Origin of the sequence: Sanguibacter sp. HDW7 (assembly GCF_011300875.1) — a bacterium.
GTDB lineage: Bacteria > Actinomycetota > Actinomycetes > Actinomycetales > Cellulomonadaceae > Flavimobilis.
In genome coordinates, this window is record NZ_CP049862.1 from 3,285,934 (window position 1) to 3,309,923 (window position 23,990).

The 23,990-nt window shown below is 70.8% G+C and carries 21 protein-coding genes; 11 read left to right on the forward strand and 10 right to left on the reverse strand.

Annotated features, from left to right (window positions below; all coding sequences use genetic code 11):
* Positions 1 to 13 precede the first annotated feature (13 nt).
* Positions 14 to 427: a RidA family protein gene (locus G7063_RS14810; RefSeq protein WP_166415071.1), complete on the forward strand. Its 414-nt coding sequence runs from the start codon at positions 14 to 16 to the stop codon at positions 425 to 427.
* 71 nt (positions 428 to 498) lie between these two features.
* On the opposite strand, the gene G7063_RS14815 is transcribed toward G7063_RS14810, so the two are convergent.
* Positions 499 to 1,950 carry a CCA tRNA nucleotidyltransferase gene (locus G7063_RS14815; protein WP_166415412.1) on the reverse strand — a complete coding sequence of 484 codons (1,452 nt, stop codon included), beginning with the start codon at positions 1,948 to 1,950 and terminating at the stop codon, positions 499 to 501.
* Between the two features lie 140 nt (positions 1,951 to 2,090).
* Between G7063_RS14815 and G7063_RS14820 the strand changes: the two genes are divergently transcribed.
* Genes G7063_RS14820 through murJ form a run of 3 tightly spaced genes read left to right on the forward strand, consistent with a single transcriptional unit; the run spans position 2,091 to position 6,552 of the window.
* The gene (locus tag G7063_RS14820; RefSeq protein WP_166415072.1) at positions 2,091 to 2,675 is read left to right on the forward strand and encodes an NUDIX hydrolase; all 585 of its coding nucleotides are present in this window, start codon (positions 2,091 to 2,093) and stop codon (positions 2,673 to 2,675) included.
* The gene (locus G7063_RS14825; protein WP_166415073.1) at positions 2,675 to 4,852 is read left to right on the forward strand and encodes a DUF6049 family protein; all 2,178 of its coding nucleotides are present in this window, start codon (positions 2,675 to 2,677) and stop codon (positions 4,850 to 4,852) included. The genes G7063_RS14820 and G7063_RS14825 overlap by 1 nt, the downstream gene beginning before the upstream one ends.
* Entirely contained in the window at positions 4,849 to 6,552 is a 1,704-nt protein-coding gene (murJ, locus tag G7063_RS14830; protein ID WP_240916127.1) for a murein biosynthesis integral membrane protein MurJ, read from the forward strand. Before G7063_RS14825 ends, murJ begins: the two co-directional genes overlap by 4 nt.
* A 44-nt stretch (positions 6,553 to 6,596) precedes the next feature.
* Here murJ and G7063_RS14835 read toward each other — a convergent pair whose 3' ends face one another.
* On the reverse strand, positions 6,597 to 6,983 hold the full coding sequence (locus tag G7063_RS14835; protein ID WP_166415074.1) for a YchJ family protein: 387 nt from the start codon (positions 6,981 to 6,983) through the stop codon (positions 6,597 to 6,599).
* A 104-nt stretch (positions 6,984 to 7,087) separates the two neighbouring features.
* Between G7063_RS14835 and G7063_RS14840 the strand changes: the two genes are divergently transcribed.
* The 3 genes from G7063_RS14840 to trxA all read left to right on the forward strand — a co-directional run bounded on the left by G7063_RS14840 (position 7,088) and on the right by trxA (position 10,830).
* A complete protein-coding gene (locus tag G7063_RS14840; RefSeq protein WP_166415075.1) occupies positions 7,088 to 9,460 on the forward strand; it encodes a hypothetical protein in 2,373 nt (790 codons plus the stop codon).
* Positions 9,461 to 9,532: 72 nt separating this feature from the next.
* Positions 9,533 to 10,504: a thioredoxin-disulfide reductase gene (gene trxB / locus G7063_RS14845; protein WP_370520747.1), complete on the forward strand. Its 972-nt coding sequence runs from the start codon at positions 9,533 to 9,535 to the stop codon at positions 10,502 to 10,504.
* Complete coding sequence (trxA, locus tag G7063_RS14850; protein WP_166415077.1) at positions 10,504 to 10,830, forward strand: thioredoxin; 327 nt, start codon at positions 10,504 to 10,506, stop codon at positions 10,828 to 10,830. Before trxB ends, trxA begins: the two co-directional genes overlap by 1 nt.
* A gap of 110 nt (positions 10,831 to 10,940) precedes the next feature.
* Here trxA and G7063_RS14855 read toward each other — a convergent pair whose 3' ends face one another.
* The 8 genes from G7063_RS14855 to rpmH form a co-directional block, all read right to left on the reverse strand.
* Positions 10,941 to 11,939, reverse strand: a complete 999-nt coding sequence (locus tag G7063_RS14855; RefSeq protein WP_166415078.1) for a ParB/RepB/Spo0J family partition protein — start codon at positions 11,937 to 11,939, stop codon at positions 10,941 to 10,943.
* Positions 11,936 to 12,868 (reverse strand): ParA family protein, encoded by a 933-nt coding sequence (locus tag G7063_RS14860; RefSeq protein WP_166415414.1) that lies wholly within the window; start codon positions 12,866 to 12,868, stop codon positions 11,936 to 11,938. The genes G7063_RS14855 and G7063_RS14860 overlap by 4 nt, the downstream gene beginning before the upstream one ends.
* Before the next feature lie 168 nt (positions 12,869 to 13,036).
* On the reverse strand, positions 13,037 to 13,675 hold the full coding sequence (gene rsmG / locus G7063_RS14865; protein ID WP_240916128.1) for a 16S rRNA (guanine(527)-N(7))-methyltransferase RsmG: 639 nt from the start codon (positions 13,673 to 13,675) through the stop codon (positions 13,037 to 13,039).
* 2,500 nt (positions 13,676 to 16,175) lie between these two features.
* The gene (locus G7063_RS14870; RefSeq protein WP_166415079.1) at positions 16,176 to 16,676 is read right to left on the reverse strand and encodes a R3H domain-containing nucleic acid-binding protein; all 501 of its coding nucleotides are present in this window, start codon (positions 16,674 to 16,676) and stop codon (positions 16,176 to 16,178) included.
* 46 nt (positions 16,677 to 16,722) lie between these two features.
* Positions 16,723 to 17,673 (reverse strand): membrane protein insertase YidC, encoded by a 951-nt coding sequence (gene yidC, locus G7063_RS14875; RefSeq protein ID WP_166415080.1) that lies wholly within the window; start codon positions 17,671 to 17,673, stop codon positions 16,723 to 16,725.
* The gene (yidD, locus tag G7063_RS14880) at positions 17,673 to 18,047 is read right to left on the reverse strand and encodes a membrane protein insertion efficiency factor YidD (protein ID WP_166415081.1); all 375 of its coding nucleotides are present in this window, start codon (positions 18,045 to 18,047) and stop codon (positions 17,673 to 17,675) included. Before yidD ends, yidC begins: the two co-directional genes overlap by 1 nt.
* Positions 18,044 to 18,403 carry a ribonuclease P protein component gene (rnpA, locus tag G7063_RS14885; protein ID WP_166415082.1) on the reverse strand — a complete coding sequence of 120 codons (360 nt, stop codon included), beginning with the start codon at positions 18,401 to 18,403 and terminating at the stop codon, positions 18,044 to 18,046. Before rnpA ends, yidD begins: the two co-directional genes overlap by 4 nt.
* 3 nt (positions 18,404 to 18,406) lie before the next feature.
* On the reverse strand, positions 18,407 to 18,544 hold the full coding sequence (rpmH, locus tag G7063_RS14890) for a 50S ribosomal protein L34 (protein ID WP_206188174.1): 138 nt from the start codon (positions 18,542 to 18,544) through the stop codon (positions 18,407 to 18,409).
* Between the two features lie 411 nt (positions 18,545 to 18,955).
* Here rpmH and dnaA point away from each other — a divergent pair, with 411 nt between their 5' ends.
* The 4 genes from dnaA to G7063_RS14910 all read left to right on the forward strand — a co-directional run bounded on the left by dnaA (position 18,956) and on the right by G7063_RS14910 (position 23,794).
* Positions 18,956 to 20,404 carry a chromosomal replication initiator protein DnaA gene (dnaA, locus tag G7063_RS14895; RefSeq protein WP_166415083.1) on the forward strand — a complete coding sequence of 483 codons (1,449 nt, stop codon included), beginning with the start codon at positions 18,956 to 18,958 and terminating at the stop codon, positions 20,402 to 20,404.
* Positions 20,405 to 20,862: 458 nt separating this feature from the next.
* Positions 20,863 to 21,993 carry a DNA polymerase III subunit beta gene (gene dnaN / locus G7063_RS14900; RefSeq protein ID WP_166415084.1) on the forward strand — a complete coding sequence of 377 codons (1,131 nt, stop codon included), beginning with the start codon at positions 20,863 to 20,865 and terminating at the stop codon, positions 21,991 to 21,993.
* Positions 21,994 to 22,008: 15 nt separating this feature from the next.
* Positions 22,009 to 23,220 (forward strand): DNA replication/repair protein RecF, encoded by a 1,212-nt coding sequence (gene recF, locus G7063_RS14905; RefSeq protein WP_166415085.1) that lies wholly within the window; start codon positions 22,009 to 22,011, stop codon positions 23,218 to 23,220.
* A 31-nt stretch (positions 23,221 to 23,251) separates the two neighbouring features.
* Positions 23,252 to 23,794, forward strand: a complete 543-nt coding sequence (locus tag G7063_RS14910; RefSeq protein WP_240916130.1) for a DUF721 domain-containing protein — start codon at positions 23,252 to 23,254, stop codon at positions 23,792 to 23,794.
* Positions 23,795 to 23,990 lie beyond the last annotated feature (196 nt).

Below are 23,990 nucleotides of genomic sequence, written 5' to 3' on the forward strand. Positions count from 1 at the left end.
CGAGGAGAGAACCATGACCGTCGGACCCAAGGTCGCCGTCAGCACGCCGGACGCGCCGGCCCCCGCGCACACCTTCCACCAGGGGGTCCGCCGCGGCCCGTTCGTCCAGGTCTCGGGCCAGGGCCCGGTCGACCCGGCGACGAGCGAGTACCTCTTCCCCGGCGACGTCGCGGCGCAGACGACGCGCACGCTCCGCAACGTCCTCGCGATCGTCGAGGCCGCGGGCGCGACGTTCGACGACATCATGATGCTGCGGGTCTACCTCACGCGCCGCGAGGACTTCCCCATCATGAACGAGGCGTACGGGGCCTTCGTCGAGGAGCACTCGACGACGGGCGTCCTGCCGTCGCGCACGACGGTCTTCACGGGCCTCCCGCGCGAGGAGATGCTCGTCGAGATCGACGCGTTCGCGATCGTCGCGGACTGACGCACGTCCGGACCTCGTCCGGCGCAAGGTACGGCCCCCTGCTCGTGGACGGTGCAGGGGGCCGTGCCGTGTCAGCTCTCGGTGGCCTCGGGCTGCGCGGCCCACCAGGCGAGGAGCGCCTCACGGCCCTCGTCCTCGCTCATGGGGCCGCGATCCATGCGGAGCTCGAGCAGGTGCTTGTAGGCGCGTCCGACGAGCGGACCCGGCCTGATGCCGAGAGCCGCCATGATCTGGCCGCCGTCGAGCGCGGGACGGATCGCGGCGATCTCCTCGGCCTCGGCAAGCGTCGCGATGCGCTGCTCGAGGTCGTCGTACGCGGCGCGCAGGCGTGAGGCCTTGCGCTTGTTGCGGGTCGTGCAGTCGGCGCGCGTGAGCCGGTGGAGCCGTTCGAGGAGCGGTCCGGCGTCCGTGACGTAGCGCCGCACGGCCGAGTCGGTCCACGCACCGTCGCCGTAGCCGTGGAACCGCAGGTGCAGCTCGACGAGCCGCGAGACCTGCTGCACGGTCTCCTTGTCGTAGCGCAGCGCCCGCAGGCGCTTCGTCGTGAGCTTGGCACCGACGATCTCGTGGTGGTGGAAGCTCACGGAGCCGTCGTCCTCGAAGCGGCGCGTCGCGGGCTTGCCGCAGTCGTGCAGGAGCGCGGCGAGCCGCAGCACGAGGTCCGGGCCGGGCACGGGGCCGTCCGCGCCCGTCTCGAGGTCGATGGCCTGCTCGAGGACGGTGAGCGTGTGCTGGTAGACGTCCTTGTGCCGACGGTGCTCGTCGACGGTCTCGCGCATGGTCGCGAGCTCAGGAAGGACGTGCGCGGCGAGGCCCGTGTCCATGAGGACCTCGAGGCCGCGGCGCGGGAACGGCGCGAGAAGGAGCTTGTCGAGCTCGGCACGGATGCGCTCGGCGGAGACGATCGTCAGGCGGTCGGACATCGCGGTCATCGCGGCGTACGTCGCGGGCTCGACCTCGTGGCCGAGCTGGGCGGCGAAGCGCGCGGCGCGCATCATGCGCAGCGGATCGTCGTCGAACGACAGCTCGGGAGCGATCGGCGTCCGCAGGACGCCTGCGGCGAGGTCCTCGAGACCGCCGTGGACATCGACGAGCTCGAGCTGCGGCAGCCGCAGCGCCATGGCGTTGACCGTGAAGTCGCGGCGTGAGAGGTCTCCCTCGAGGGTGTCGCCGAAGGTCACGACGGGCTTGCGGGACTCAGGGTCGTACTCGTCGCTGCGGTACGTCGTCACCTCGACGACGACGTCCGCGCGGTCGAGCCGCGCGAAACGGCGGGCCCCGATCGTGCCGAAGGCCTTGCCGATGTCCCAGTGGGCGTCGCCCCAGCGGGCGAGGATCGCGAGCGTCTCGTCGGGGGACGCGGACGTCGTGAAGTCGAGGTCGTTCGACGCACGGCCGAGGAACGCGTCCCGGACCGGTCCGCCGACGAGCGCAAGCTCGTGACCTGCGGCGGCGAAGACCTCGCCGAGCTCGAGGACCTCGGGTGGCAGGGAGGCGACGACGGTGAGCGCCCGGCGGCGCATCTGCTCGAGCGTCCGGGGGCCGTGCGGGGTGAGAAGGTCGTCGTCCACGACGTCCAAGCGTGCCAGATGGAGCGCCCGGCAGCCTACCGGCCCAGCGGTTCGTGGCTCGGTCACCCCGTGGCCTTCGTTACAGTGGCGTTATGCAGGAGCACGCGGCCGAGAGCCAGGGGCGTCCCGACGTCCCCTCGCCACCCGGCGGGCACGCGCTGCGCATCGACCATGTGGCGGTGCGCCGCTCGGTCGTGCACTCGACCTCCCAGCTGCCCGTCGTCGAGGAGACGTCGGCCGGCGGGCTCGTCGTCGGGCTCGAGAACGGCACGCCGTCCGTCGCCGTCATCGCCCGCCGCAACCGGGCCGGCCGCCTCGAGTGGTGCCTGCCCAAGGGGCACCTCGAGGGCGTCGAGACGCCGGAGGAGGCCGCGGTCCGCGAGATCCACGAGGAGACCGGCATCCTCGGGGAGATCGTCGAGCGGATCGGAGCGATCGACTACTGGTTCTCGGGCGACGGCAGGCGCGTCCACAAGGTCGTCCACCACTTCCTGCTCGACGCCGTCGGCGGCTTCCTCACGGTCGAGGGCGACCCTGACCACGAGGCCGAGGACGTCGCGTGGGTGCCGCTCACGGATCTCGACACGGTGCTCTCCTACCCCAACGAGCGTCGGCTCGCGGCCGAGGTGCGCTCGCTGCTCGGGCACGACAGGCGTACCCGCGGCACGGCGACCTGATGGCCGTACGACGCACAGGTCGCCCCGCGCGGGGCGGCGGGGCGCGCGTGCTCGGCCGCACGGGGCTCCGCGCAGCGATCGCCGCAGCGCTCGTGCTCGCGCCGCTCTCGCTCGGCACACCCCCCGCCACGGCGGCGGTGCCCGGGTCGGGCCCGGTCGCGACCGACGAGGTCACGCCGACCCCCGCGGTCGTCGTCACGCAGGTGACGCCGACGGCTGTCGGGGTCGACGACGACGTGACGGTGTCGGCGCTGCTCACGAACACGACGGACGAGCCGCTCGAGGCCGCGCACGCGCACCTCGGCGTCGTCCGCTACCGGCTCTCGTCGCGCGAGGCGCTGCGCGGGTGGGCCGCCGGCGAGGTGACGACCCTGGTGCCGACGCCCGTCGCCGACGTCGACCTCGACGAGCCCCTCGCCCCGGGTGCGTCGAGAAGCGTGACGTTCGAGGTGCCCGCGAGCGACCTGCGGCTCCTGCCCTACCCCGAGTCGAGCGGCGTCCGCGGCCTCGTGGTGACGCTCGCGGACGACGCGCGCGGTCAGGTGGGCGAGGGCCGCGGCTTCCTCACGTGGGCACCGTCGGGAGACGCCGACCCTGTCCGGCTGTCGATCCTCGTCCCCGTCACGGGGCCCGCACCGGACCCGACCGACCTCCCCGGGTGGACGACGCAGATCGCTTCCGAGACCGCGGTCGGAGGCCGCCTCGAGCGGATCGTCGCGGGGACCGCCGGGACGCGCAACGTCTCGTGGGTCGTCGACCCGGCGCTCGTCGAGCAGGCGGCGTCCGGCACCCCGGAGACCGTCGCGTGGTCGACGGCGCTGCTCGCGGGGGCCGCCGGGCGTGACGTCTTCGCGACGGACCGCTACGACCCCGACCTCGCCGCGCTCGCCGCCGCGGACGTCGCCCCCCTCGCGGACGACCGCGAGCCCCCCGTCTCGCCCGAGCAGCCCGACGATCCCACCGACGACGGTGAGACCCCGGCTGACGACCCTGTCGGCGCGGCCCGCCGTGCCGCCGGCTCGTGGCGCACCGACCTCGCGCTGCCGGCGTCGGGGACCGCGTCGTCGCAGCTCCTCGAGGCAGCCGCCAGGGTGGGCCGCAGGCTCGTCGTCGTCGACGACGGTCTCGCGGGCACGGGCCCCACGACGGCTCCCGGCTCGACGACCGTGCCGACGGCCGCGGGCGACGTCACCGCGCTCGTGCCGGACACGCGTCTGGACGAGCTCTTCGTCGCCGCGACGTCGGCGCTCGACCCGACGCTCCCTGCGGCCGTCGCCTCCGCGACCAGGTCCCACGACCTCCTGCTGCTGCTCGCGGAGCTCGCGACCGTCGCGGAGGAGCCTGTCGCCACGCTCCCTCACCTCGTCGTCGCGACCGACCGCGACTGGTCCCCCGACCCCACTGCCCTCGCACACGTTCTCAGCACGCTCGGCGAGGACCGGCTCGTCGACCTCGTTCCCGTCTCGACGCTCGCAGGCACGCCGCAGGCGGCCGCGTCACGCGATCCGCTGCCCGTGAGCGCGACGCCTGTCGCATCGCTCCGCCCCAGCACGGTCGCGCTGGCCTGGGGCCGTGTGGGCGACATCCGAAAGTTCGCTGAGGTGACGCCCGACCCGGGGCTGCTGAGCGCCGGCCCCGCCGCGACGACATCAGCCGCGCTGTCCGTCGCGTGGGGCGACCGGAGGCCGGATCGAGTGCGGCTGCTCGAGGCGGCACGTGACGAGGTCGAAGAGATGCTCGCCGGCATCTCGGTCGTCGCAGGCAGCGACATCAACCTCATCTCGGATCACGGCAACCTGCCGATCCGCATCCGCAACGACCTCCCGGTGAGCATCGCCGTCGGCGTCGCGCTCGTCCCCGACGACCCGCGGCTCAACGTCCTCGACGTCCCTCAGGCGACGCTCGAGCCCGGGACCGAGCAGAGCGTCGAGGTGCCGGTGCGCGCGATCGGCTCGGGCGACGTGAGGGTGCTCGTCCGACTCACGGGCCCTGACGGCGTGGTCGTCGCGGAGCCGTACGCCTTCGACGTCCGGGTACGGGCCGAGTGGGAGACCGTCGGCACGGCAGTCATCGCCGGGCTGCTCGCGCTGCTCGTCCTCGGCGGCGTCGTCCGCACGATCCGCCGAGGCCGCTCGGCCCGCCGCACGGCCCCGATCCGCCCGATGGAGGACGCGTGAGCGACACCCGCCCCTCGGACGAGCCGGGGACCTCCGACGGAGCAGGGTCCTCAGGCGGCGCGAGCCTCGGCAGGTCGAGCCTCGTCATGGCAGCCGGCACGGCGGCGTCGCGCGGTCTCGGGTTCGTCCGCAACATCCTCCTCGTCGGCGCGATCGGCGCGACGGGCGTGGCCGCCGACACGTTCGACGTCGCCAACAAGATCCCGACGATGATCCACACGGTCGTGCTCGGCGGCATGCTCAACGTCGTCCTCGTACCTGCGATCGTCAAGGCGCACGCACGCCGAGACGGCGCTCGGACGGTCGACAAGCTCGTGACGAGCGCGGCACTCGCGCTCGTCGCGCTCACGGCCGTCCTCATGCTCGGCACGGGCCTCGTCGTCCTCGCGCTCGGTGGTTCCCGGTGGTCGCCCGAGCAGCAGGCGCTCGGCGTCGTCATGGCCCTCTGGTGCGCCCCGCAGCTGTTCTTCTACGGCATGTACGCAGTGCTCTCGCAGGTGCTCAACGCCCGCAGGATCTTCGGCCCCGGCATGTGGGCCCCTGCGATGAACAACGTCGTCTCGATCCTCGGCTTCGGCGTGTTCATCGCGATCTACGGCTGGTACGAGCCGTCAGCCCCGCTCGACGCCGTCGCCTGGTGGACGACGCCGCGCATCGCGCTCCTCGCGGGGACCGCGACGCTCGGGATCGTCGCGCAGGCCGTCGTCCTCGTCCCGGCGCTGCGCGCTGCGGGCGTCCGCGTCCGCCCGAACCTCGACCCGCGGGGCGCCGGCCTGCGCACGGCCGGCAAGGTCGCGATGTGGACCCTCGCGGCGACGTTCCTCGACCAGGGCGTCGTCGCGCTGACGACCCGGATCGCGTCGTCGGCCCCGTGGGCCGCGGGCGACGGTTCTGCTGCCGTCGCGGGCGTCGCCGGCCCGAGCGCGTACACGCAGGCGCTCATGATCTACCTCCTGCCCCACTCCCTCGTCACGGTGTCCGTGGCGACCGCGCTCTTCACGGGCATGGCGGCGGCGGCGCACGCCGGCCGCGACGACCTCGTGCGCCGCGACCTGTCGCGGGGGCTCCGCACGATCGGCGTCTTCACGATCCTCGCGACGGCCGTGCTCGTCGTCCTGCGCGAGCCGCTCGTCCGCGTCCTCGTCCCGTCGATGTCGCTCGCGAGCCAGGAGGCGGTCGCGCAGGTGCTCGGGGTCATGGCGCTGGGCCTCGCGCCGCTCGGCGCGATGGTGTCGATGAAGTGGGTGTACTTCGCGTTCGAGGACGGGCGGACCGTCTTCGCGATCCAGATCCCCATCGCGCTCACCCTTGCGGCAGGGTCATGGATCGGGTCGCTCGTCCTGCCGCCGAAGCTGTGGGTCGTCGGCGTCGCGGCCGCGATGGCGCTCTCGAACCTCGCGGGCGTGCTGCTGCGCGCCGGCTCGCTCTCGCGCCGGCTCGGCGGGATCGACGGGCCGCGCGTCATCAGGCTGCACGTCAGGGCGGGCATCGCGGCGCTCGTCGGGGGCGCGGCCGGGTTCGGTGTGCTCTCGACGTTCGGGGAGCGGGCGTCGGCGTCATGGCCGTGGGCGGTGCTCGCGTGCGTCGTCGTCGGCCTCGTCATCGGGCTCGTCTACCTGGGCCTGCTGCGGCTCATGCGTGTCGAGGAGACCGCCGCGCTGCGCGGTCTCGTCCTGCGTGTCGTCCGCCGCCGCGGCTGACACCCGCGCTGCTCGGCCCCAGTGCTGCTCGGCCCTGGCGCTCCTCAGGCCTCGTCGACGTCGCCGTCGACGTAGAACCAGCGGCCCGCGCGGCGCGCGAACCTGCTGGTCTCGTGCATGCGTCCGCCGCCGTCGGGCCCGTCCCACGTCGCCGTGAACGTCACCGTGCCCGTCTCGTCGTCGGGTCCGCCGCCCGTCGCGCCGTGGATCGTCAGCCCGCTCCACGCGGGACCGTCGTCGAGGTCGAGCTCGGCCGGGCGCGTACGGGGGTGCCACGTCCGCCACACGTGCTGCGCATCGTGGCGGACGTACGCGGTGTAGCGGGAGCGCATGAGCTCCGTGGCCGTCGCGGCGGGCCGCTCCCCGTGAAGGATCGGCAGGCAGCACGTCCCGAGCGGTGAGCCGGAGCCGCAGGGGCAGGTGGTGGGCATGCTCTCACGCTAGCCTCACCCTCGGGGCGACCCGCCCCCGTAGGATTGACCGCGGGCGGCGCGGCACGTGCCACGTGGCCCAGGAGTCCACCGGAAGGGGCACCGTGACCGAGTCGCACGTCGGAGACCTCATCGCCGAGCGGTATCGCCTGCGCGAGCGCGTCCCGTACGACGTCGAGGATGCCGAGCGCTGGCGGGGCGAGGACGAGATCCTCGGGCGGGACGTGCTCGTCACGCTCGTCGCGGGGCCGCGCGCGACCGTCGCGCTCGACGAGGCGCGTCGCGCGTCGCTCGTCATGGACCCGCGCCTCGTGCGCGTGCTCGATGTCGGCCAGGTCGAGGCCTCCCCGTACATCGTGGTCGAGCGCCCGTCGGGACGCACCCTCGAGGAGATCGTCCACGCGGACGGCCCGTTCTCGGGCGCGGAGGCGCGTGCGCTCGTCGGCGAGGTTGCCGAGGCCCTCGCTGTCGCCGAGAGGCGTGGGGTGCACCATGTCGCGCTGCGTCCGGGTGTCGTCCACGTCGTTCCGGGCAAGGTCCAGGTCGAGGGGCTCGGGTTCGACGGGGCGCTCGCCGACGGCACGCTCGGGGGCTCGCGCGCGAGCCTGCCCGCGGACGCCGCGGGCCTCGGACGCCTGCTGCAGTTCGCGCTCACCGGGCAGCGCATCGGCGACGTACCGGTGCCTCACGGCGCACTCGACTCCCCGGCGGACGACGACGTCGAGGCGGTCGCTCTCGCGAGCATCGCTGCCTCGCTCCTCACGACGCTCACGCCGTCGCTGCGCGCGCCGAGCGCGATCGCGGAGGAGCTGGGTCCGTGGGGCGAGGTGAGGCTGCCGGCGCCGCGTGCGGTGCCCGCTCCCCCGACGCCGGACGTTCCGGTGGCCGACGCGGCTGACATCGCCGGGGGCGACGTCCCGCAGCCTGACGACGAGCCGGCCGACTACCCGACCGCGGACGAGCTCCCCGACGGCGGTGCCGTTCCTCACGAGGTCTCGGCCGACGCTGCTGCGGGCGACGAGATCGCGGGCGCCGACGCTCACGACGCGACCGGATCCACGGTCGACGAGGTCGTCCCCGAGACCCCGCACGGCGCCGCACCGCCGTCCTTCGCTCCCGCCCCTCCGGTCCCGGCACCCGACGTGCCTCCGGTCGACGCCGCCTCGGTCGACGCCGCCTCGGTCGGCGAGGCCCTCGCTGACGCGGCCCTCGTGCCTGGCGTCCCGACGCCGCCGTCGTCCCCCGCGCGGACGTCGGTGCGTGGCATGTTCGACGCGAGCGCCCTCGCGCCCACGATCCCCGGGACTCCTCAGCCTCCGCCCTCCGCGGCTCCCGTACGGCGCACGAGCGTGCTGGGTGCCTCGACGAGCGCCGCGGCGGGTGCCGCAGCAGGCGCCGTCGGTGGCACAGCCCTCGCGGGTGGCGCTGCTCTTGCTGGAACCGCCGCAGCGGCGGGCACCGCGGGCACCGGCGTCGCGGGCGCGGCGCGCGGGAGCATCGCGAGCGCTGTCGCCGGATCCGTCGCCGGTGCCGGCGCGGCCGCCTCAGGCATGGCAGTGAGCGCCTCGGCGGCGGGCGTTGCGGTGTCCGGCGCAGCGGCGTCCGGCGGTCTCGGCGGCGCGGCAGGAGCGTCGACGACCGCGGGCGCGTCCGCGACGGGCGTACGTCCGGCGGCAGCCCCGTCACCATCGTTCGCCGCGGCGAGCGGGACCGCTCCCGGCGTGACCGTCGCCGCCGCATCGGGCGGCACCGGCTCCGCACCGTCGTGGGACTCTCTCGTCCCTGACCCGGGCGGAGCGACGCCCCGTCCGGGTCAGGCGCCCCGTCCCGGTGGCCAGGCCCGCACGTCGAGGCCTACGTCGTTCCGCTTCAACCCGACAGCCATGGTGCTCGTCGTCGCGCTCGTCGCGGTCCTCGGCGGCGTGCTGTGGTCGGTGGACAACCTCACGGGCTTCAGGTCGCCGTTCCAGTGGGGCTCGAACGCCAGGCCGGTCGAGACGGGCGCGAACGGGGAACCCTCGTCCCCCGCGACATCGACCACGCCGCCCGTCCTGCCCGCGATCGACTCCGCGCAGCAGCTCGACCCGGACGGCGACGAGAACGAGCACCCGGAGGCCGTCTCGCGCGCGATCGACCTCGACCCGACAACGTTCTGGTACACACGGACGTACCGGTCGCCGACGTTCGCCGGCATGGGCAAGCGCGGTGTCGGCATCGCGGTCACGCTCGAGAAGAAGGCGCCGGTCTCGACGGTCTACATCCAGTCGAACAGCACGGGCGGCCACATGCAGGTCCGCGCGACCGACCCGGCAAAGCCCGACGGCGGGACGATCCTCTTCGAGGGGCCCGTCGCCAAGGACATGGAGATCGAGCTGACGAAGCCCGTCGAGGCGGAGCACATCGTCCTGTGGTTCACCGAGCTCCCGCAGACGTCGGGGCAGAACCGTGCCGAGATCCGTGAGATCTCGGTGTCCTGACCAGCGGGGAACAACCTGCGTGCCGCCCGGTGTTGACCGGGGGCAGACCTCAAGAGTGGAGAGCACGTGAGCATCGAGACCAGCGGGGACGTCCGCGACCTCATCATCGTCGGTTCGGGTCCTGCCGGGTACACGGCTGCCGTCTACGCGGCGCGTGCCGGCCTGGCCCCCCTCGTCCTCGCCGGCGCGTTCACGGCGGGCGGCGCCCTCATGAACACGACGGACGTCGAGAACTTCCCTGGCTTCCCCGACGGCATCATGGGTCCCGAGCTCATGGCGGGCATGCAGCAGCAGGCTGAGCGCTTCGGCGCCGAGATCGAGTGGGACGACGCGACCGAGGTCGACCTCACCGGCGACGTCAAGGTCGTCACGTCCTCCGAGGGCAACGTGTACCGCGCTCGCGCCGTCATCCTCGCGACGGGCTCGGCGTACCGCGAGCTCGGTCTCGACGACGAGAAGCGGCTCTCGGGCCGCGGCGTCTCGTGGTGCGCGACGTGCGACGGCTTCTTCTTCAAGGACCAGCACATCGCGGTCGTCGGCGGCGGGGACTCCGCGGTCGAGGAGGCGACGTTCCTCACGCGCTTCGGCTCGAAGGTGACGATGATCCACCGTCGTGACGAGCTCCGGGCGTCGAAGATCATGGCGGACCGTGCCCACAACGACCCGAAGATCACGTTCGCGTGGAACTCTGAGGTTGTCGGCATCTCGGGTGACGAGAAGGTCAGCGCGCTCACGCTCCGCGACACTGTGACGGGTGAGGAGCGCGTGCTCGACGCGACCGCGCTGTTCGTCGCGATCGGCCACGAGCCGCGCACGGACCTCGTGAAGGGTCAGGTGGAGCTCGACGAGAACGGCTACATCGTCGTCGAGGGCCGTTCGACGCGCACCAACATCTCGGGCGTGTTCGCGTGCGGCGACGCTGTCGACCACACGTACCGCCAGGCGATCACGGCGGCCGGCTCGGGCTGCTCGGCCGCGCTCGACGCGCAGCACTTCCTCGCGGCTCTCGACGACGCCCCTGCGGCCGTCGCCGTGGAGGCATGATGGGTGCCGTCACAGTCACCGACGCGACGTGGGCCGACGAGGTCCTCGGCGCCGACGTCCCGGTGCTCGTGGACTTCTGGGCCCCGTGGTGCGCCCCGTGCCGCCAGGTCGCCCCGATCGTCGAGGAGCTCGCGGTCCAGTTCAAGGACCGCGTCAAGGTCGCCAAGCTCAACACGGACGAGAACCAGGCGACGACGGCCGCGTACGGCATCATCTCGATCCCGACGATCAACATCTACCGTGGCGGCGAGCTCGTCCGTTCGATCGTCGGCGGACGTCCGCGCCAGGTGCTCGCCAAGGAGCTCGAGGATGTCCTCACGGGCTGACCCGCTCCCCTGCTATACGCGCTGGAGGCGCTGAACGGCCTCTGTGACGACTGAAGGCCCCGATCCTTTGGATCGGGGCCTTCAGCGTGCGTACGGCCGCCTGGGGGCGTTCAGCGCTTGCGGAGGATGCCCGGGTCGTCGGGGACCATGACGTCGAGGATCCGGTTGAGGTCCTCGACCGACGCGAACTCGATCGTCATCTTGCCGCGTGCGCGTCCGAGGTTGACCTTGACGCGCGTCTCGAAGCGGTCGGAGAGGCGCGTCGCGAGCTCGTCGACGGCCGCGCTACGGGTGCCGGCACGCGGCTTGCGGGGCGCGGGGCGCGGCTCGAGGCCTCCGAGCGCGACGATCTCTTCGGTCGCGCGGACTGAGAGACCCTCGGCGACGATGCGCTGGGCGAGCCGCTCGATCGCGGCGGCATCCTGAAGCCCGAGCAGTGCACGGGCGTGACCGGCGCTGAGGACCCCCGCAGCGACCCGGCGCTGGACGAGCGCCGGCAGCTTGAGGAGACGGAGCGTGTTGGAGATCTGCGGGCGGGAGCGCGAGATGCGGGTCGCGAGCTCCTCGTGGGTGCAACCGAAGTCGTCGAGGAGCTGCTGGTACGCGGCGGCCTCCTCGAGCGGGTTGAGGGCCGCGCGGTGAAGGTTCTCGAGCAGGGCGTCCCGCAGGAGGTCGTCGTCCTCGGTGACGCGGACGATCGCGGGGATCGTCTCCTTGCCGGCCTCGCGCGACGCGCGCCAGCGGCGCTCGCCCATGATGAGCTCGTAGGGCACCTCGCCGCTCGGGTCGGGACGCACGACGATCGGCTGGAGCACGCCGATCTCGGTGATGGACCCGATGAGCTCGTTGAGGTCGTCCTCGTCGAAGACGGTGCGGGGCTGTCGCGAGTTGGGCCGGATGTCGTCGAGCGGGATCTCGAGGAACGTCGCACCGGGGACGGGGACCAGGCCCTCGTCGTCGACGATGTCCACGGGAGTCATGGTCGTGGCGATCGTCGCGGCGGTGGAACCGCCGCCGGGGAAGAAGACGTCGACGGGACGCTCTTCGGTCGACGTCGTGGGGATGAGGGCCCCGAGCCCGCGGCCGAGTCCTCGCCTCTTCTCGCTCATGCGTCCTGCCTCTGCTCCGGGGTGGGGGTGGTCGTTCCGCGCTCCGCGATCTCGCGGGCCGCCTCGAGGTAGGCGAGGGCGCCCGTCGAGTTGGGGTCGTACGTCATGACGGTCTGGCCGTACGAGGGCGCCTCGGAGACGCGGACCGAGCGCGGGATCGCGGTGAGCAGAGTCTGGTCGGGGAAGTGCTCGCGCACCTCTGCGGCGACCTGCTGCGCGAGGTTGGTGCGGCCGTCGTACATCGTCAGGAGGATCGTCGCGAGGTGGAGCTCCTGGTTGAGGTGCGACTGGATCATGCTGATCGTCTTGAGCAGCTGGCTGAGCCCCTCGAGCGCGTAGTACTCGCACTGGATGGGGATGAGTACCTCGCGCCCAGTGACGAACGCGTTGACGGTGAGCAGGCCGAGGGACGGAGGGCAGTCGACAAGCACGTAGTCGAGCCGCTCCTCCCCTGCTGCCTCGCGCTCGGCAAGGTACGCGTCGAGGGCTCGGCGGAGCCGAGTCTCCCGCGAGACGAGCGAGACGAGCTCGATCTCGGCACCGGAGAGGTCGATCGTCGCGGGGACGCACCAGAGGCTCTCGATGTCCGGGCAGCGCTGGACGACGTCCCGCATCGGGGTGTCGTTGACGAGCACGTCGTACACCGAGGGCGTGCCGGAGCGGTGCTCGACGCCGAGCGCGGTCGACGCGTTGCCCTGCGGGTCGTTGTCGATGACGAGGACGTTGAGGCCCGACTGCGCAAGGCCGGCCGCGAGGTTGACGGCCGACGTCGTCTTGCCGACGCCGCCCTTCTGGTTCGCGACCGTGATGATGCGCGTCCGCTCAGGCTTGGGGAACCTGCGACCACGGAGACTGATGCGTCGGCGCGCGTCGAGCGCGAGCTGCGCAGCGAGCGGTGTGTCGTCCTCGAACGAGGGCACGCTCTCCATGATCTGGGAACGGCGCCGCTCCTCGTGGCTCTGGTGCTCGTACGGCGATGTTCCACGTGAAACATCGTTCGTCGTGCGCGCTGTCGTGGCGTCGTCGGTCACGCGTCTCCCTCTCGTCCCTGAGGCTCCGGCCTGGGGTATCGCTCGTCGTGCGTCATCGAGTCCGCGTCATCGGGTACGCGTCGCGGTGACGACGGACGTCGTGTCGAGGCCGTCGATCGTCGGCGCCTCATGCACCTGGGCGTCGGTCGCGCCGTACTTCCGCAGCACCTTGGTCGCAGCGTCGATCTCGTCCTGTGCGGAGCGTCCCTTGAGGACGACAAGCTCTCCCCCGCGCTTGAGCAGCGGGAAGGCCCAACGTCCGAGCTTGTCGAGCGCAGCGACCGCGCGTGCTGTCACGGCGTCAGCCTCGAAGGCGTCGTGGAACTCCTCGGCTCGACCGCGCTTCACCTCGACGTTCCCGAGCCCGAGGGCGTCCGCGACCTCGCTGAGCCAGGTGCATCGCCGCTCCATCGGCTCGACGAGCAGCACCTGCGCACGCGGACGCATCGCAGCGATGACGATCCCCGGAAGACCTGCCCCAGATCCGAGGTCGACGATCGTCCCTTCCTCCGGGAGGAACGGAACGACGGAGGCCGAGTTGAGAATGTGTCGCGACCACAGTCGCGGAACCTCACGGGGGCCGATAAGTCCACGGAGCTCACCCTGGTCGACGAGCGCGTCGTGAAAGGCGCGCACCGTCGTGAAGGACTCGCCGAAGTACTCGACAAGCCGCGGGTCCTCCGACGTGATGTCCTGCTCGGCCACGGCCTCCACGGACGGTGTTTCACGTGAAACGTCGTCGTGTACCTGGGGGGTTGCAGCCACGCGGGACTCCTTCGGCTCGGGATTCCGTCCTAGGTTACCCCTCACCTCCGACACTTGAGAGCGGCGACGATGACCCTGTGAGCCACGTCCCGCCACGGGTCGCTCGAGGCGCGGGCCCTGCACCCTGTCCCCTCACGACGCCGTGAGCTGATCCGTCGACGCCAGTGGGTTGCTCGCGCCGACACCTGTACCTCACGCCCCAGAGTCGTTGCCCCGCGGGAGCCTCCCCGGGGTCTGGGCCGGGAGATCCGTGTCGCGGGTCCGCAACCCAATGGTCCGAACCCGGGGCCCACGTCTTGGGCGCGGAGCCAGAACCGGAGCCCGGCGCCGTGCAGTGTCCCGCGACGCCAACGCCAGGGACGAACATTCGAGGCCACCAGGGACCAGACCCTCCCCCACGCGAGAGGTCGATCCATCGAGCGATCGTGCAACCTGTCGCTACTCATTCCGACACTGCCGACACGACGTCCGGCGCAGTGCCGTCCGGGATCTCAAGAGGGCGACACCCGTCGCGCGACAGCGGTGCCGACTACGACAGGACCAGCTCCGTCCTTCACCGACCACGGCCCCTCCGCTCGAGCCGCATCGGGAGCCCCGAACCCCGGCCATGCTCGATCCCCATGCGTGCCGGCCCTCCGGACGGCGCACGTTCCCATTGCTCGACGCAGGACGGCCAACATGTGCGCAAAGCGTTGCGTACCCCGCTGGGTCCCCCGCTCAACCGAGAAGCTACACCCGCAGGCGACCCAACCCCGAACCCAGGTTTGGGTCCGGACCACGTCGACGTTTCACGTGAAACACGGCGCCCTCTCGTATCGACGCAGCGACTCAGCGACGCGCAGAAGCGCTCCGGCCGTTCCGCCGCGCGCACGAGCGACCAGGACGTCCCGCCGCTCGCACACGGGATCCCACCCCTTCACCGCCCGCACGAGCCGACCTGCCCCCTCGATGACCCTAGTCTCAGGAAGCTCCTCACGAGACATGAGCCACGCGGGCCACACAGCTCGATCGGACGCCGAACAGGTTGTGCCAAGCCACAACGCATCCACTGCGTGACTGCGCAGTCGGCTCGTGGGAAAGGAGATCGATGCGTCGACGTTCGTACAGCGCTGCGCGACTCGGAGATGTGGCCCGGCCACATCACGCGGCGGAGGCGTCGACGTAGCACTGGCGCTCCCAACGCAGGTCGCGAGCCGGACGGACTGGACTGGACTCACCATCCGCGACTGCGCGCCGGGCCCCGGTTCCCGAAACTCGGACGCGTCACACGTGACCGCGCCGCTGGCCCAGGTGAGGAACTGGTACGGACAGGACACGGCGGAGCCATCGACCGTGCTGGCTCGAACTCGAGCTCGGGCGCTGGCTCCGGCGCCACGTCCGGATTCGGTTCCAGGCTCGCGTCCGCCTCCTGCTCCCGATCCGGGGTTAGCCCGGCCTCGGCACCTGGTCCGACTTCAGGTCCGGGTCCGAGGCCTGCTCCGGGTCCCGTGCAAGGTCCGGCGCATCCAGGTCCACCTCCTGGTCCGGAGCAAAGTCGCCACCTGAGCTGCTCGATCCTCAACCGCTCACCGCTCGTCAAAGGAGACCCGTCGGCAGATCATGGGACACAGCTTCGCCCACGGCCAACTCAGTCACGAGGCCGCGACCGCCAGGCGTGTTGCCGAGGCCGAGCGATCACGTCGTTTCACGTGAAACCCAGCAGCCGCCCAGACACAGAGGCATCCGCATCACCCCATCAGCGCTCGCGATCTGCCGTAGGCACGGTCGCCGCAGCGCCGACGCCAGCTCTCGCCATTCAGCTCACCGTTCACAGCTCGCCCGGCCTCCTGACACTCATCCGGGTGCACCGGCCCCCGCAGACCGGGTCGAGCGACTACGGCACAAAAAGCCACGGCTTGCGCGAAGGGGCGCGAGCCACTGCCCTCCCCACGACCTGCCAGCAGCTGGTGGAACTCGGCGCAGGAGCGAACAAGGTCCACACTCCAACCTCCGGGGGCGAACTCGACGACCTCTGCTCACCCTGGGGTCCGAGCGCCGGACACCGAGCACCGAGCACCGAGCACCGAGCACCGAGCACCGAGCACCGAGCACCGAGCAGACACTCCCACCACAGGACCGGGCTGACGCGCGCCGGGCCCACCACGGGGTCCCACACCACAGAGGTCCGGTCGCACCGTGAATGCTGGACGGACCCCGTGGACCGTCTCATCGGCGCCACACCAACTGGGCGACCGCCGATATCCGAAGACCACCGGAACACACCCCGGCCGCCGATCGCGCTAGCCACCACACAATGTTTCACGTGAAACGGTGGTGCGACGAGGATCGCCTGGAGAGCTGTTGCGTTGCGAGAGACGAAGCGCAAGGGCATCCGAAGGGACCACCCGTAGGAACGACGACGGCCCGCCTCCCTGCAGGGAGGCGGGCCGTCGGGAACAGGTCAGGCCGAGGGGCTGATCGTGATGTGTCGCGCCGGGTCGACACCGTGCGACTCGCTCGTGAACCCTGCAGCCGTGACGACGTCGTGCACGACCTTCCGCTCGAACGCGTTCATGGGGTCGAGGGCCACCGACTCACCCGACTCGCGGACGGCCGCGATCGTCTCTTCGGCAAGCTTCGTCAGCTCGACCCGGCGTCCGGCACGGTATCCCGCGATGTCGAGCATGAGCCGGCTGCGCTCGCCCGTGCGCGCCTGCACCGCGAGCCGCGTGAGCTCCTGGAGAGCGTCGAGGACCTCGCCGTCGTCGCCGACCAGCTCGGCCAGCTGCGCGGCGTCGTCTGCCACGACCTCGACCGTGGCACGGCCATGGTCGATGTCCATGTCGATCTCACCATCGAGATCCGCGATGTCGAGAAGCTCTTCGAGGTAGTCCGCGGCGATCTCGCCCTCCTCTTCGAGGCGGCTCGTCGTCGACTTCGGCTCGGTGTTCTGGGTCGTCACCTGATGCTCCTAGGGCGTTCGTGTCAGGAATCCTGGCGGCGCCAGGTCACTTCTTCTTCTTGCGCTTCTGGCGCTGCGACGAGATCGGCTGCTGGCGCTGTCCTGCGGGCGGCGCGACAGTCGTCGTCGTGCCGTCGGCCGTCGTCACCTCGACGATGCCCTTCGCGCGCCTGCGCTCCTCGAGCCGTCGCGCAGCCTCGGAACCCGGCGTCGGGATCTTGCGGATCGTGTAGAACTGCTGGCCCATGGACCACAGGTTCGAGATGGTCCAGTAGACGAGGACACCGATGGGGAAGTTCACTCCGGACACCGCGAAGATGACCGGGAAGATGTACATCATGTTCTTCTGCATCGATGCGGCCGGGCCCTCGAGGGCCGACGGCGGCATGTTCTTCATCGTCAGCTGACGCTGCGTGAAGAACTGCGTGACGGACATGACGATGATGAGGACCGCGGTGACGATCTTCACCTGCGTGACGTCGGAGTTGAGGAACGTCTCCGAGAGCGGTGCGCCGAAGAACGTCGAGCTCTCGATCTGACCGGCGACGACCTTGTTGATCGGACCGATCGGATCGTTCAGGCCGGAGGCGATCTGCGGCAGCGTGTTGAGGACGCGGAAGAGTGCGAAGAAGATCGGCATCTGCAGGAGCAGCGGCATGCACGACGCGAACGGCGACGTCTCGTGCTTCTTGTAGAGCTCCTGCATCTCACGGGCCATGGCCTCGCGGGACGCCTGATCCTTCTTGTTGGCGTACTTCGCCTGGAGCTTCTTCATCTCGGGCGCGACGACCTGCATGCCACGCGAGGCGTGGATCTGCTTGAAGAACAGCGGGATGAGCGCCGTACGGATGACGAGCGTCAGACCGACGATGGCCAGGACCCACGAGAGCCCGCTCTCGCCGGCGAGGCCGACTCGCTCGAGCAACCAGTGGCACCCGTACATGATCCAGGCGACCACCCACTGGATCGGGAACAGCAGGCTATACATCCACTCCATCAGGACAGCTCCATGCAGGCAGGTACGTCGGTCCGGGAGCACGTGTGCTCCGGAGCCTCGGGCTTGCGCGATTCGGTCACCTGCACCGCAGGGCGTCTCACGTCACCAGGAACGTCGTCGACGCCCCCGTAGTTCCAGGGATTGCAGCGCAGCACCCGCCACACCGCGAGCCGGCCGCCCTTGAGGACGCCGTGGATCCGCACCGCGCGCACCGCATACTCCGAGCAGCTCGGGTAGAACCTGCACGACGGCGGCGTCATGGGCGAGATGAAGAGCTGGTAGCCGCGCAGCAGCAGGAGCAGGAACCGTCCGGGGAGCCGGACCACCGTCCTCCACGCCGTGCGGACGACGTCCGCAGTACCGCGCCTGGTCACGCCCGGACCTTCGTGCTCGAGCGCGTGAGGCGCTCCAGACACCGGTCGACGTCGCGCACGAGCACGGCGTAGTCGCTCCCAGCGGCTGCAGGCAAGGCCCTCAGAACCGTCGTGCTGCCCGCAGGGAGACGATCGGTCCGGGACGCCATCGCGGAACGCAGGCGCCGCTTGACGAGGTTCCTCGTCACCGCGTTGCCCACGGCCTTGGAAACGACAAAACCGACCATGGCCGGTCCATCAGCGTCGCCGGGGGCGAGATGATGGACGACCATGGTCGATCGTCCGGCGCGCACGCCCTCGCGAACCGTCCGACCGAAGTCGGTCGAACGCCGAAGGCGGTGCGCCGCGGGAAGCACCGGTCAGGCGGAGAGCTCGACGCGGCCCTTGCGACGGCGTGCGGCGAGGATGGCGCGGCCGGCACGGGTGGCCATGCGGGCGCGGAAGCCGTGGGTCTTCGCACGACGCCGGTTGTTCGGCTGGTAGGTCCGCTTGCTCACGAGTAACTCCAGAACGTTGACATGGGGTCCCTGTCACGGAAGACAGGATCCAGGGATCAGGGCGCGCGGGCACGACGAAGGTGCCGAACGGCTGTCTGACGCTATGCCGAAAGGCCGCCCCCGGTCAAGCCGGACCGCTGTGACCTTCGGCGGGTCGAAGATCACAGGATGTGGACAGCAACTCTGCCGTCCCTAAGTCACAACGTTGTCATTCAGCATGCCACAGCTTCAGGCCGACAGTCACGGGTGAGGTGCTCACAGCCGCGGAACAAGGCCCCGCGGAGACATGCGAGCGCCCTGCGTGAGGGTCGCCAGCATCATGCGTCCCCGAAGTTCACAACCTGTGGAAAACTATGTGGACATCGACGGCCGTGCGAGGCTCGCCGTCCGTCACCCGAACGAAGGAGAACGATGTCTGCAGCAGACGTCGACGTCACCGAGGTCTGGTCCAGAGCGATCACGGAGCTCGAGGCGAGCCCCGACATGACCCCGCGGCAGATCGCCTTCATCAAGCTCGGCAGCCCTCTCGCCATCGCCGAGGGCACGATCATCGTGGCGGTCGCCAACGAGTGGACCCGCGAGTACCTCGAGAACCGCGTGCGCACCGAGCTCACCGACGCGCTCACGCACGCGCTCGGTCGAGACGCCCGCTTCGTCATCACCGTCGACACCTCGCTCGCCGACGACCACGAAGAGCAGGCGCTCACTCGTCCCTCGGCGGACGAGCCCGTCGAGCCGACGCCCGCGCCCGCAGCTCCCCAGCGCATCTCCCACTCCGAGGTGTTCAACCCCTCGGGTGCGACGTCCTCGACCCAGGCGTTCGAGCCGACCAGCCTCAACGCCCACTACGTCTTCGAAACGTTCGTCATCGGCGCGTCCAACCGCTTCGCCCACGCGGCCGCGGTCGCGGTCGCCGAGGCGCCGGCGAAGGCCTACAACCCGCTCTTCATCTACGGCGGATCGGGGCTCGGCAAGACGCACCTGCTCCACGCGATCGGCCACTACGCCAAGAGCCTCTACCCCGGGGTCCGCGTGCGCTACGTCAACTCCGAGGAGTTCACGAACGACTTCATCAACTCGATCGGTGAGGGTCGCGCCGGGGCGTTCCAGCGGCGCTACCGCGAGGTCGACGTCCTCCTCATCGACGACATCCAGTTCCTGCAGGGCAAGGAACAGACGATGGAGGAGTTCTTCCACACGTTCAACACCCTGCACAACGCCAACAAGCAGGTCGTCATCACCTCGGACGTCCCGCCCAAGCAGCTCAACGGCTTCGAGGACCGCCTGCGCTCCCGGTTCGAGTGGGGCCTCATCACCGACGTCCAGCCGCCGGACCTCGAGACCCGTATCGCGATCCTCCGCAAGAAGGCCGCCGGCGAGCGTCTCGCTGCACCGGACGACGTTCTCGAGTACATCGCCTCGAAGATCTCGACGAACATCCGCGAGCTCGAGGGTGCACTCATCCGCGTCACGGCGTTCGCGAACCTCAACCGCCAGCAGGTCGACATCGGTCTGGCCGAGATCGTCCTCAAGGACCTCATCACGGACGAGGACGCGTCGCAGATCACGGCGGGCAGCATCATCGCCCAGACCGCGGCGTACTTCGGCCTGTCGATCGATGACCTCTGCGGCAACTCGCGCTCCCGCGTGCTCGTCACGGCTCGGCAGATCGCGATGTACCTGTGCCGCGAGCTCACCGACCTCTCGCTGCCGAAGATCGGGCAGGAGTTCGGCGGCCGCGACCACACGACGGTCATGCACGCGAACCGGAAGATCGGCGCGCAGATGGCGGAACGTCGCTCGATCTACAACCAGGTGACCGAGCTGACGAGCCGGATCAAGCACGAGCACAGGTCTTAGGGCCCAACTCTCGACGTTGCGTCGAGAGTCACGTGGGATGTCTTTCCACACCTGTGCACAGACCTGTGGACAACGGTGGACGACACCCACGGATCTGTGGACGCGGCGATGCAGAACGGGGGACGACGCCTGGGCACACAGACGCCGTCCACAGCGACCCGCAGTTGTCCACACGAGATCCACGAGCTCGAGGAACAACAAGTTTCGTCACCTGACCTGCACAGACATGTGGTTTCCCCAGGATCCACAAGCCCTACGACGACGATGACAGATCTCTCATGAGGGAATCCACATCACCTTCATGAGGGTGACGAGCACGAACGCTGCGGCCTGGAAAGACAGGCCTCAGAGGTCCCACGTCCCGAGGTGACCTCGACCCGCGAGGTCGCGTAGTGTTCTTCCCGTCCTGTGTCTCGGTGCGAGCCCACAGGTACCGACACCAGAAGGAGTGCGAGCAGATGAAGTTCCGCGTCGAGCGCGACGTCCTGGCCGAGGCCGTCACCTGGGCGGCCCGGACCCTGCCCGCACGACCGCCGGCGCCCGTCCTTGCCGGTGTGAGGATCGAGGCCGACCCCATCGGCGTACTTCGTCTCTCGACGTTCGACTACGAGGTCTCGGCGCGCTCCGAGATCCCCGCCGAGGTGTCCGAGGCAGGCGAGGTCCTCGTCTCCGGCCGTCTGCTCGCGGAGATCTCGCGCGCGCTGCCCAACCGCCCGGTCGACGTCGTCGTCGAGGGCACAAAGGTCAACGTCACCTGCGGCTCGAGCCGCTTCTCGCTGCTCACCATGCCCGTCGAGGACTACCCCGCACTCCCCGCGATGCCGCAGGTCGTCGGTGTCATCTCGGGCGACGAGCTCACCGAGGCCGTCGCCCAGGTCTCCGTCGCCGCGAGCAAGGACGACACGCTCCCGCTGCTCACGGGTGTCCGTGCCGAGCTCGAGGGCTCGACGATCACGCTGCTCGCGACCGACCGCTACCGGCTCGCGCTGCGCGAGCTGCCGTGGCGCCCCTCGCAGACCGACATCTCCGAGGTCGCGCTCGTCCGTGCCCGCACGCTGTCGGAGGTCGCCAAGTCGCTCGGCTCCTCCGGCGACGTCACCGTCGCCCTCTCCACCGGCGCCGGCGTCGACCTCATCGGCTTCGAGGCCGGTGGCCGTCACACGACGTCGCAGCTCACGGACGGCGACTACCCGCCCGTGCGCCGTCTCTTCCCCGACGAGACGCCGATCCACGCGGTCGTCGCGACGTCGGCGCTCATCGAGGCGAGCAAGCGTGTCTCGCTCGTCGCCGAGCGCAACACCCCGATCCGCCTGTCGTTCTCGGACGGACAGGTCGTCCTCAACGCGGGCCAGGGCGACGACGCGCAGGCGTCCGAGGCCCTCGAGGCGCTGCTCGTCGGCGAGGACATCTCCGTCGCCTTCAACCCGACCTTCCTGCTCGACGGTCTCGGCGCGCTCGGCACGGACTTCGTCCGACTGAGCTTCACGCACCCGAACAAGCCGGTCGAGTTCACGGGCCAGGACTCGCTCGAGGGCGAGTCCCAGACCCACTACCGCTACCTGCTGGTCCCCATCCGCTTCGCGAGCTGACACCCGGAGGTCCGGGTGCACGTCTCCCACCTCTCGCTGCAGGACTTCCGCTCCTACGCGCAGGTCGACCTTGAGCTCGAGCCCGGCGTCAACGCGTTCGTCGGGCCCAACGGCCAGGGCAAGACCAACCTCGTCGAGGCGATCGGCTATATCGCGACCCTCGGCTCTCACCGCGTCTCGACCGACGCGGCGCTCATCCGTGCAGGTCAGGAACGCGCCGTGGTGCGTACGCGCGTCGTGCGCGGCGATCGCGCCTCGACGATCGACCTCGAGATCAACGCGGGGCGGGCCAACCGTGCACGGATCAACCGATCGCCCGTGCCACGGGTGCGGGACGTCGTCGGGATCCTGCGCACGGTGCTCTTCGCGCCGGAGGACCTCGTCCTCGTCAAGGGCGACCCCGACGCCAGGCGACGGTTCCTCGACGACCTCATGATCCTCGTGAGCCCTCGTCTCGCCGCGGTCATCGCGGACTACGAGCGGGTGCTCCGCCAGCGGTCCGCGCTGCTCAAGACGGCTGGGGGCCCGCGTCGTCGCGGACGGCCCGTGCCCGGTGAGGAGCAGGGCTCCCCCGACCTGCGGACCCTCGACGTCTGGGACGCGAAGCTTGCGGTGCTCGGGGCCGAGATCATCGCGGTCCGGCAGCGGCTCGTCGCGGGTCTCGCGCCGTTCGTCGCCGAGGCGTACGGCCGGGTGAGCGCGGGCCAGGGGCACGCGGAGATCACGTACCGTTCGAGCCTCGCCGCGGCGCTCGACGAGCCCGAGCCCGACGCACCTCAGGCGCCGGAGGCGATCGAGTCGCAGCTGCTCGAGGCGATGACGAGGCTGAGGTCCAAGGAGGTCGAGCGGGGCGTGTGCCTCGTCGGTCCGCACCGCGACGACCTCACCCTCACGCTCGGCGGGCTGCCGGCGAAGGGCTACGCGAGCCACGGGGAGTCGTGGTCGTTCGCGCTCGCGCTGCGGCTCGCGTCCTACAACCTGCTCACCGAGGGAGTCGGGAACGACGACGACCTCTGGGTCGTCGACTCCCGCGAAGACGGCGAGCCCGTCCTCGTGCTCGACGACGTGTTTGCCGAGCTCGACGTACGGCGTCGGCAGCGCCTCGCGGACCTCGTCGCGCCGGCGCGGCAGGTGCTCATCACGGCCGCGGTCCCGGGCGACGTCCCGGAGTCGCTCGTCGGGGCACGCTTCGACGTCCTGGACGGCGTGGTCGGCCGTGTCCTCTGACGAGCCGGTCGAGCTCCCTTCGCCCCGAGGGGTGCCCGCGGTCGACCCCGACGGACCGGCTCCCGACGTCCGTGAGCTCGTCGAGCTGCCCCCGCCGCAGCAGGTCGCCAAGGAAGCCTTCAACCGGGCACGGTCCGCGGCGCGGGACCGGGGCGCTCGGCCGGGAGTGACGACGCGGTCGCCGCTCGCCGAGCAGCGGTCTGGCGCTCGTCCGGGCGGCCGGGACCCGCAGCTCTTCGGCGACGTCGTCGGCCGGCTGCTCGCTGAGCGTGGCTGGACGAAGGAGGTCTCGGTCGGCGGCGTCATCGGTCGGTGGCGCGACGTCGTCGGTGACGACATCGCGGACCATGCGACGCCGCTGACGTTCGACGAGGGGGTGCTCGTCGTGCAGGCGGGCTCGACGGCGTGGGCGACGCAGCTGGAGTTCCTTCGCCCGTCGCTGCTCGGCCGGCTCGCGGAGGAGCTCGGTCAGGGCGTCGTCGAGGAGCTGCGGATCGTCGGTCCGACGACGCGTTCCTTCGGTCGCGGACCCCGCCGCGTCAAGGGTCGTGGACCTCGGGATACGTGGGGCTGACCTGTTATCCACAGGCGTCTGTGGATCGACCCGTGGAAGACGTGACATGCCTGTGAGAATCGCTGTGGACAACGCGTCTGACGCCCGATATTCCGCCCGTGACAGGTAGACTGGACAGGTTGGGCCGGGCACGTGGCCGCACCCCGTTCGCGGGGGCGTCGCAAGCCACCCGACCGACGCTCGTTCGTCGTCCCGG

Excerpts from the sequence above, each read along its gene's own strand:
- trxA (WP_166415077.1), top strand. The coding sequence starts at position 10,504 with ATGGGTGCCGTCACAGTCACCGACGCGACGTGGGCCGACGAGGTCCTC.
- dnaA (WP_166415083.1), top strand. The coding sequence starts at position 18,956 with ATGTCTGCAGCAGACGTCGACGTCACCGAGGTCTGGTCCAGAGCGATC.
- G7063_RS14810 (WP_166415071.1), top strand. The coding sequence starts at position 14 with ATGACCGTCGGACCCAAGGTCGCCGTCAGCACGCCGGACGCGCCGGCC.
- G7063_RS14860 (WP_166415414.1), bottom strand. The coding sequence starts at position 12,868 with ATGGAGAGCGTGCCCTCGTTCGAGGACGACACACCGCTCGCTGCGCAG.
- G7063_RS14835 (WP_166415074.1), bottom strand. The coding sequence starts at position 6,983 with ATGCCCACCACCTGCCCCTGCGGCTCCGGCTCACCGCTCGGGACGTGC.
- G7063_RS14820 (WP_166415072.1), top strand. The coding sequence starts at position 2,091 with ATGCAGGAGCACGCGGCCGAGAGCCAGGGGCGTCCCGACGTCCCCTCG.
- yidC (WP_166415080.1), bottom strand. The coding sequence starts at position 17,673 with ATGGAGTGGATGTATAGCCTGCTGTTCCCGATCCAGTGGGTGGTCGCC.
- G7063_RS14855 (WP_166415078.1), bottom strand. The coding sequence starts at position 11,939 with ATGAGCGAGAAGAGGCGAGGACTCGGCCGCGGGCTCGGGGCCCTCATC.
- dnaN (WP_166415084.1), top strand. The coding sequence starts at position 20,863 with ATGAAGTTCCGCGTCGAGCGCGACGTCCTGGCCGAGGCCGTCACCTGG.
- G7063_RS14815 (WP_166415412.1), bottom strand. The coding sequence starts at position 1,950 with ATGCGCCGCCGGGCGCTCACCGTCGTCGCCTCCCTGCCACCCGAGGTC.
- G7063_RS14825 (WP_166415073.1), top strand. The coding sequence starts at position 2,675 with ATGGCCGTACGACGCACAGGTCGCCCCGCGCGGGGCGGCGGGGCGCGC.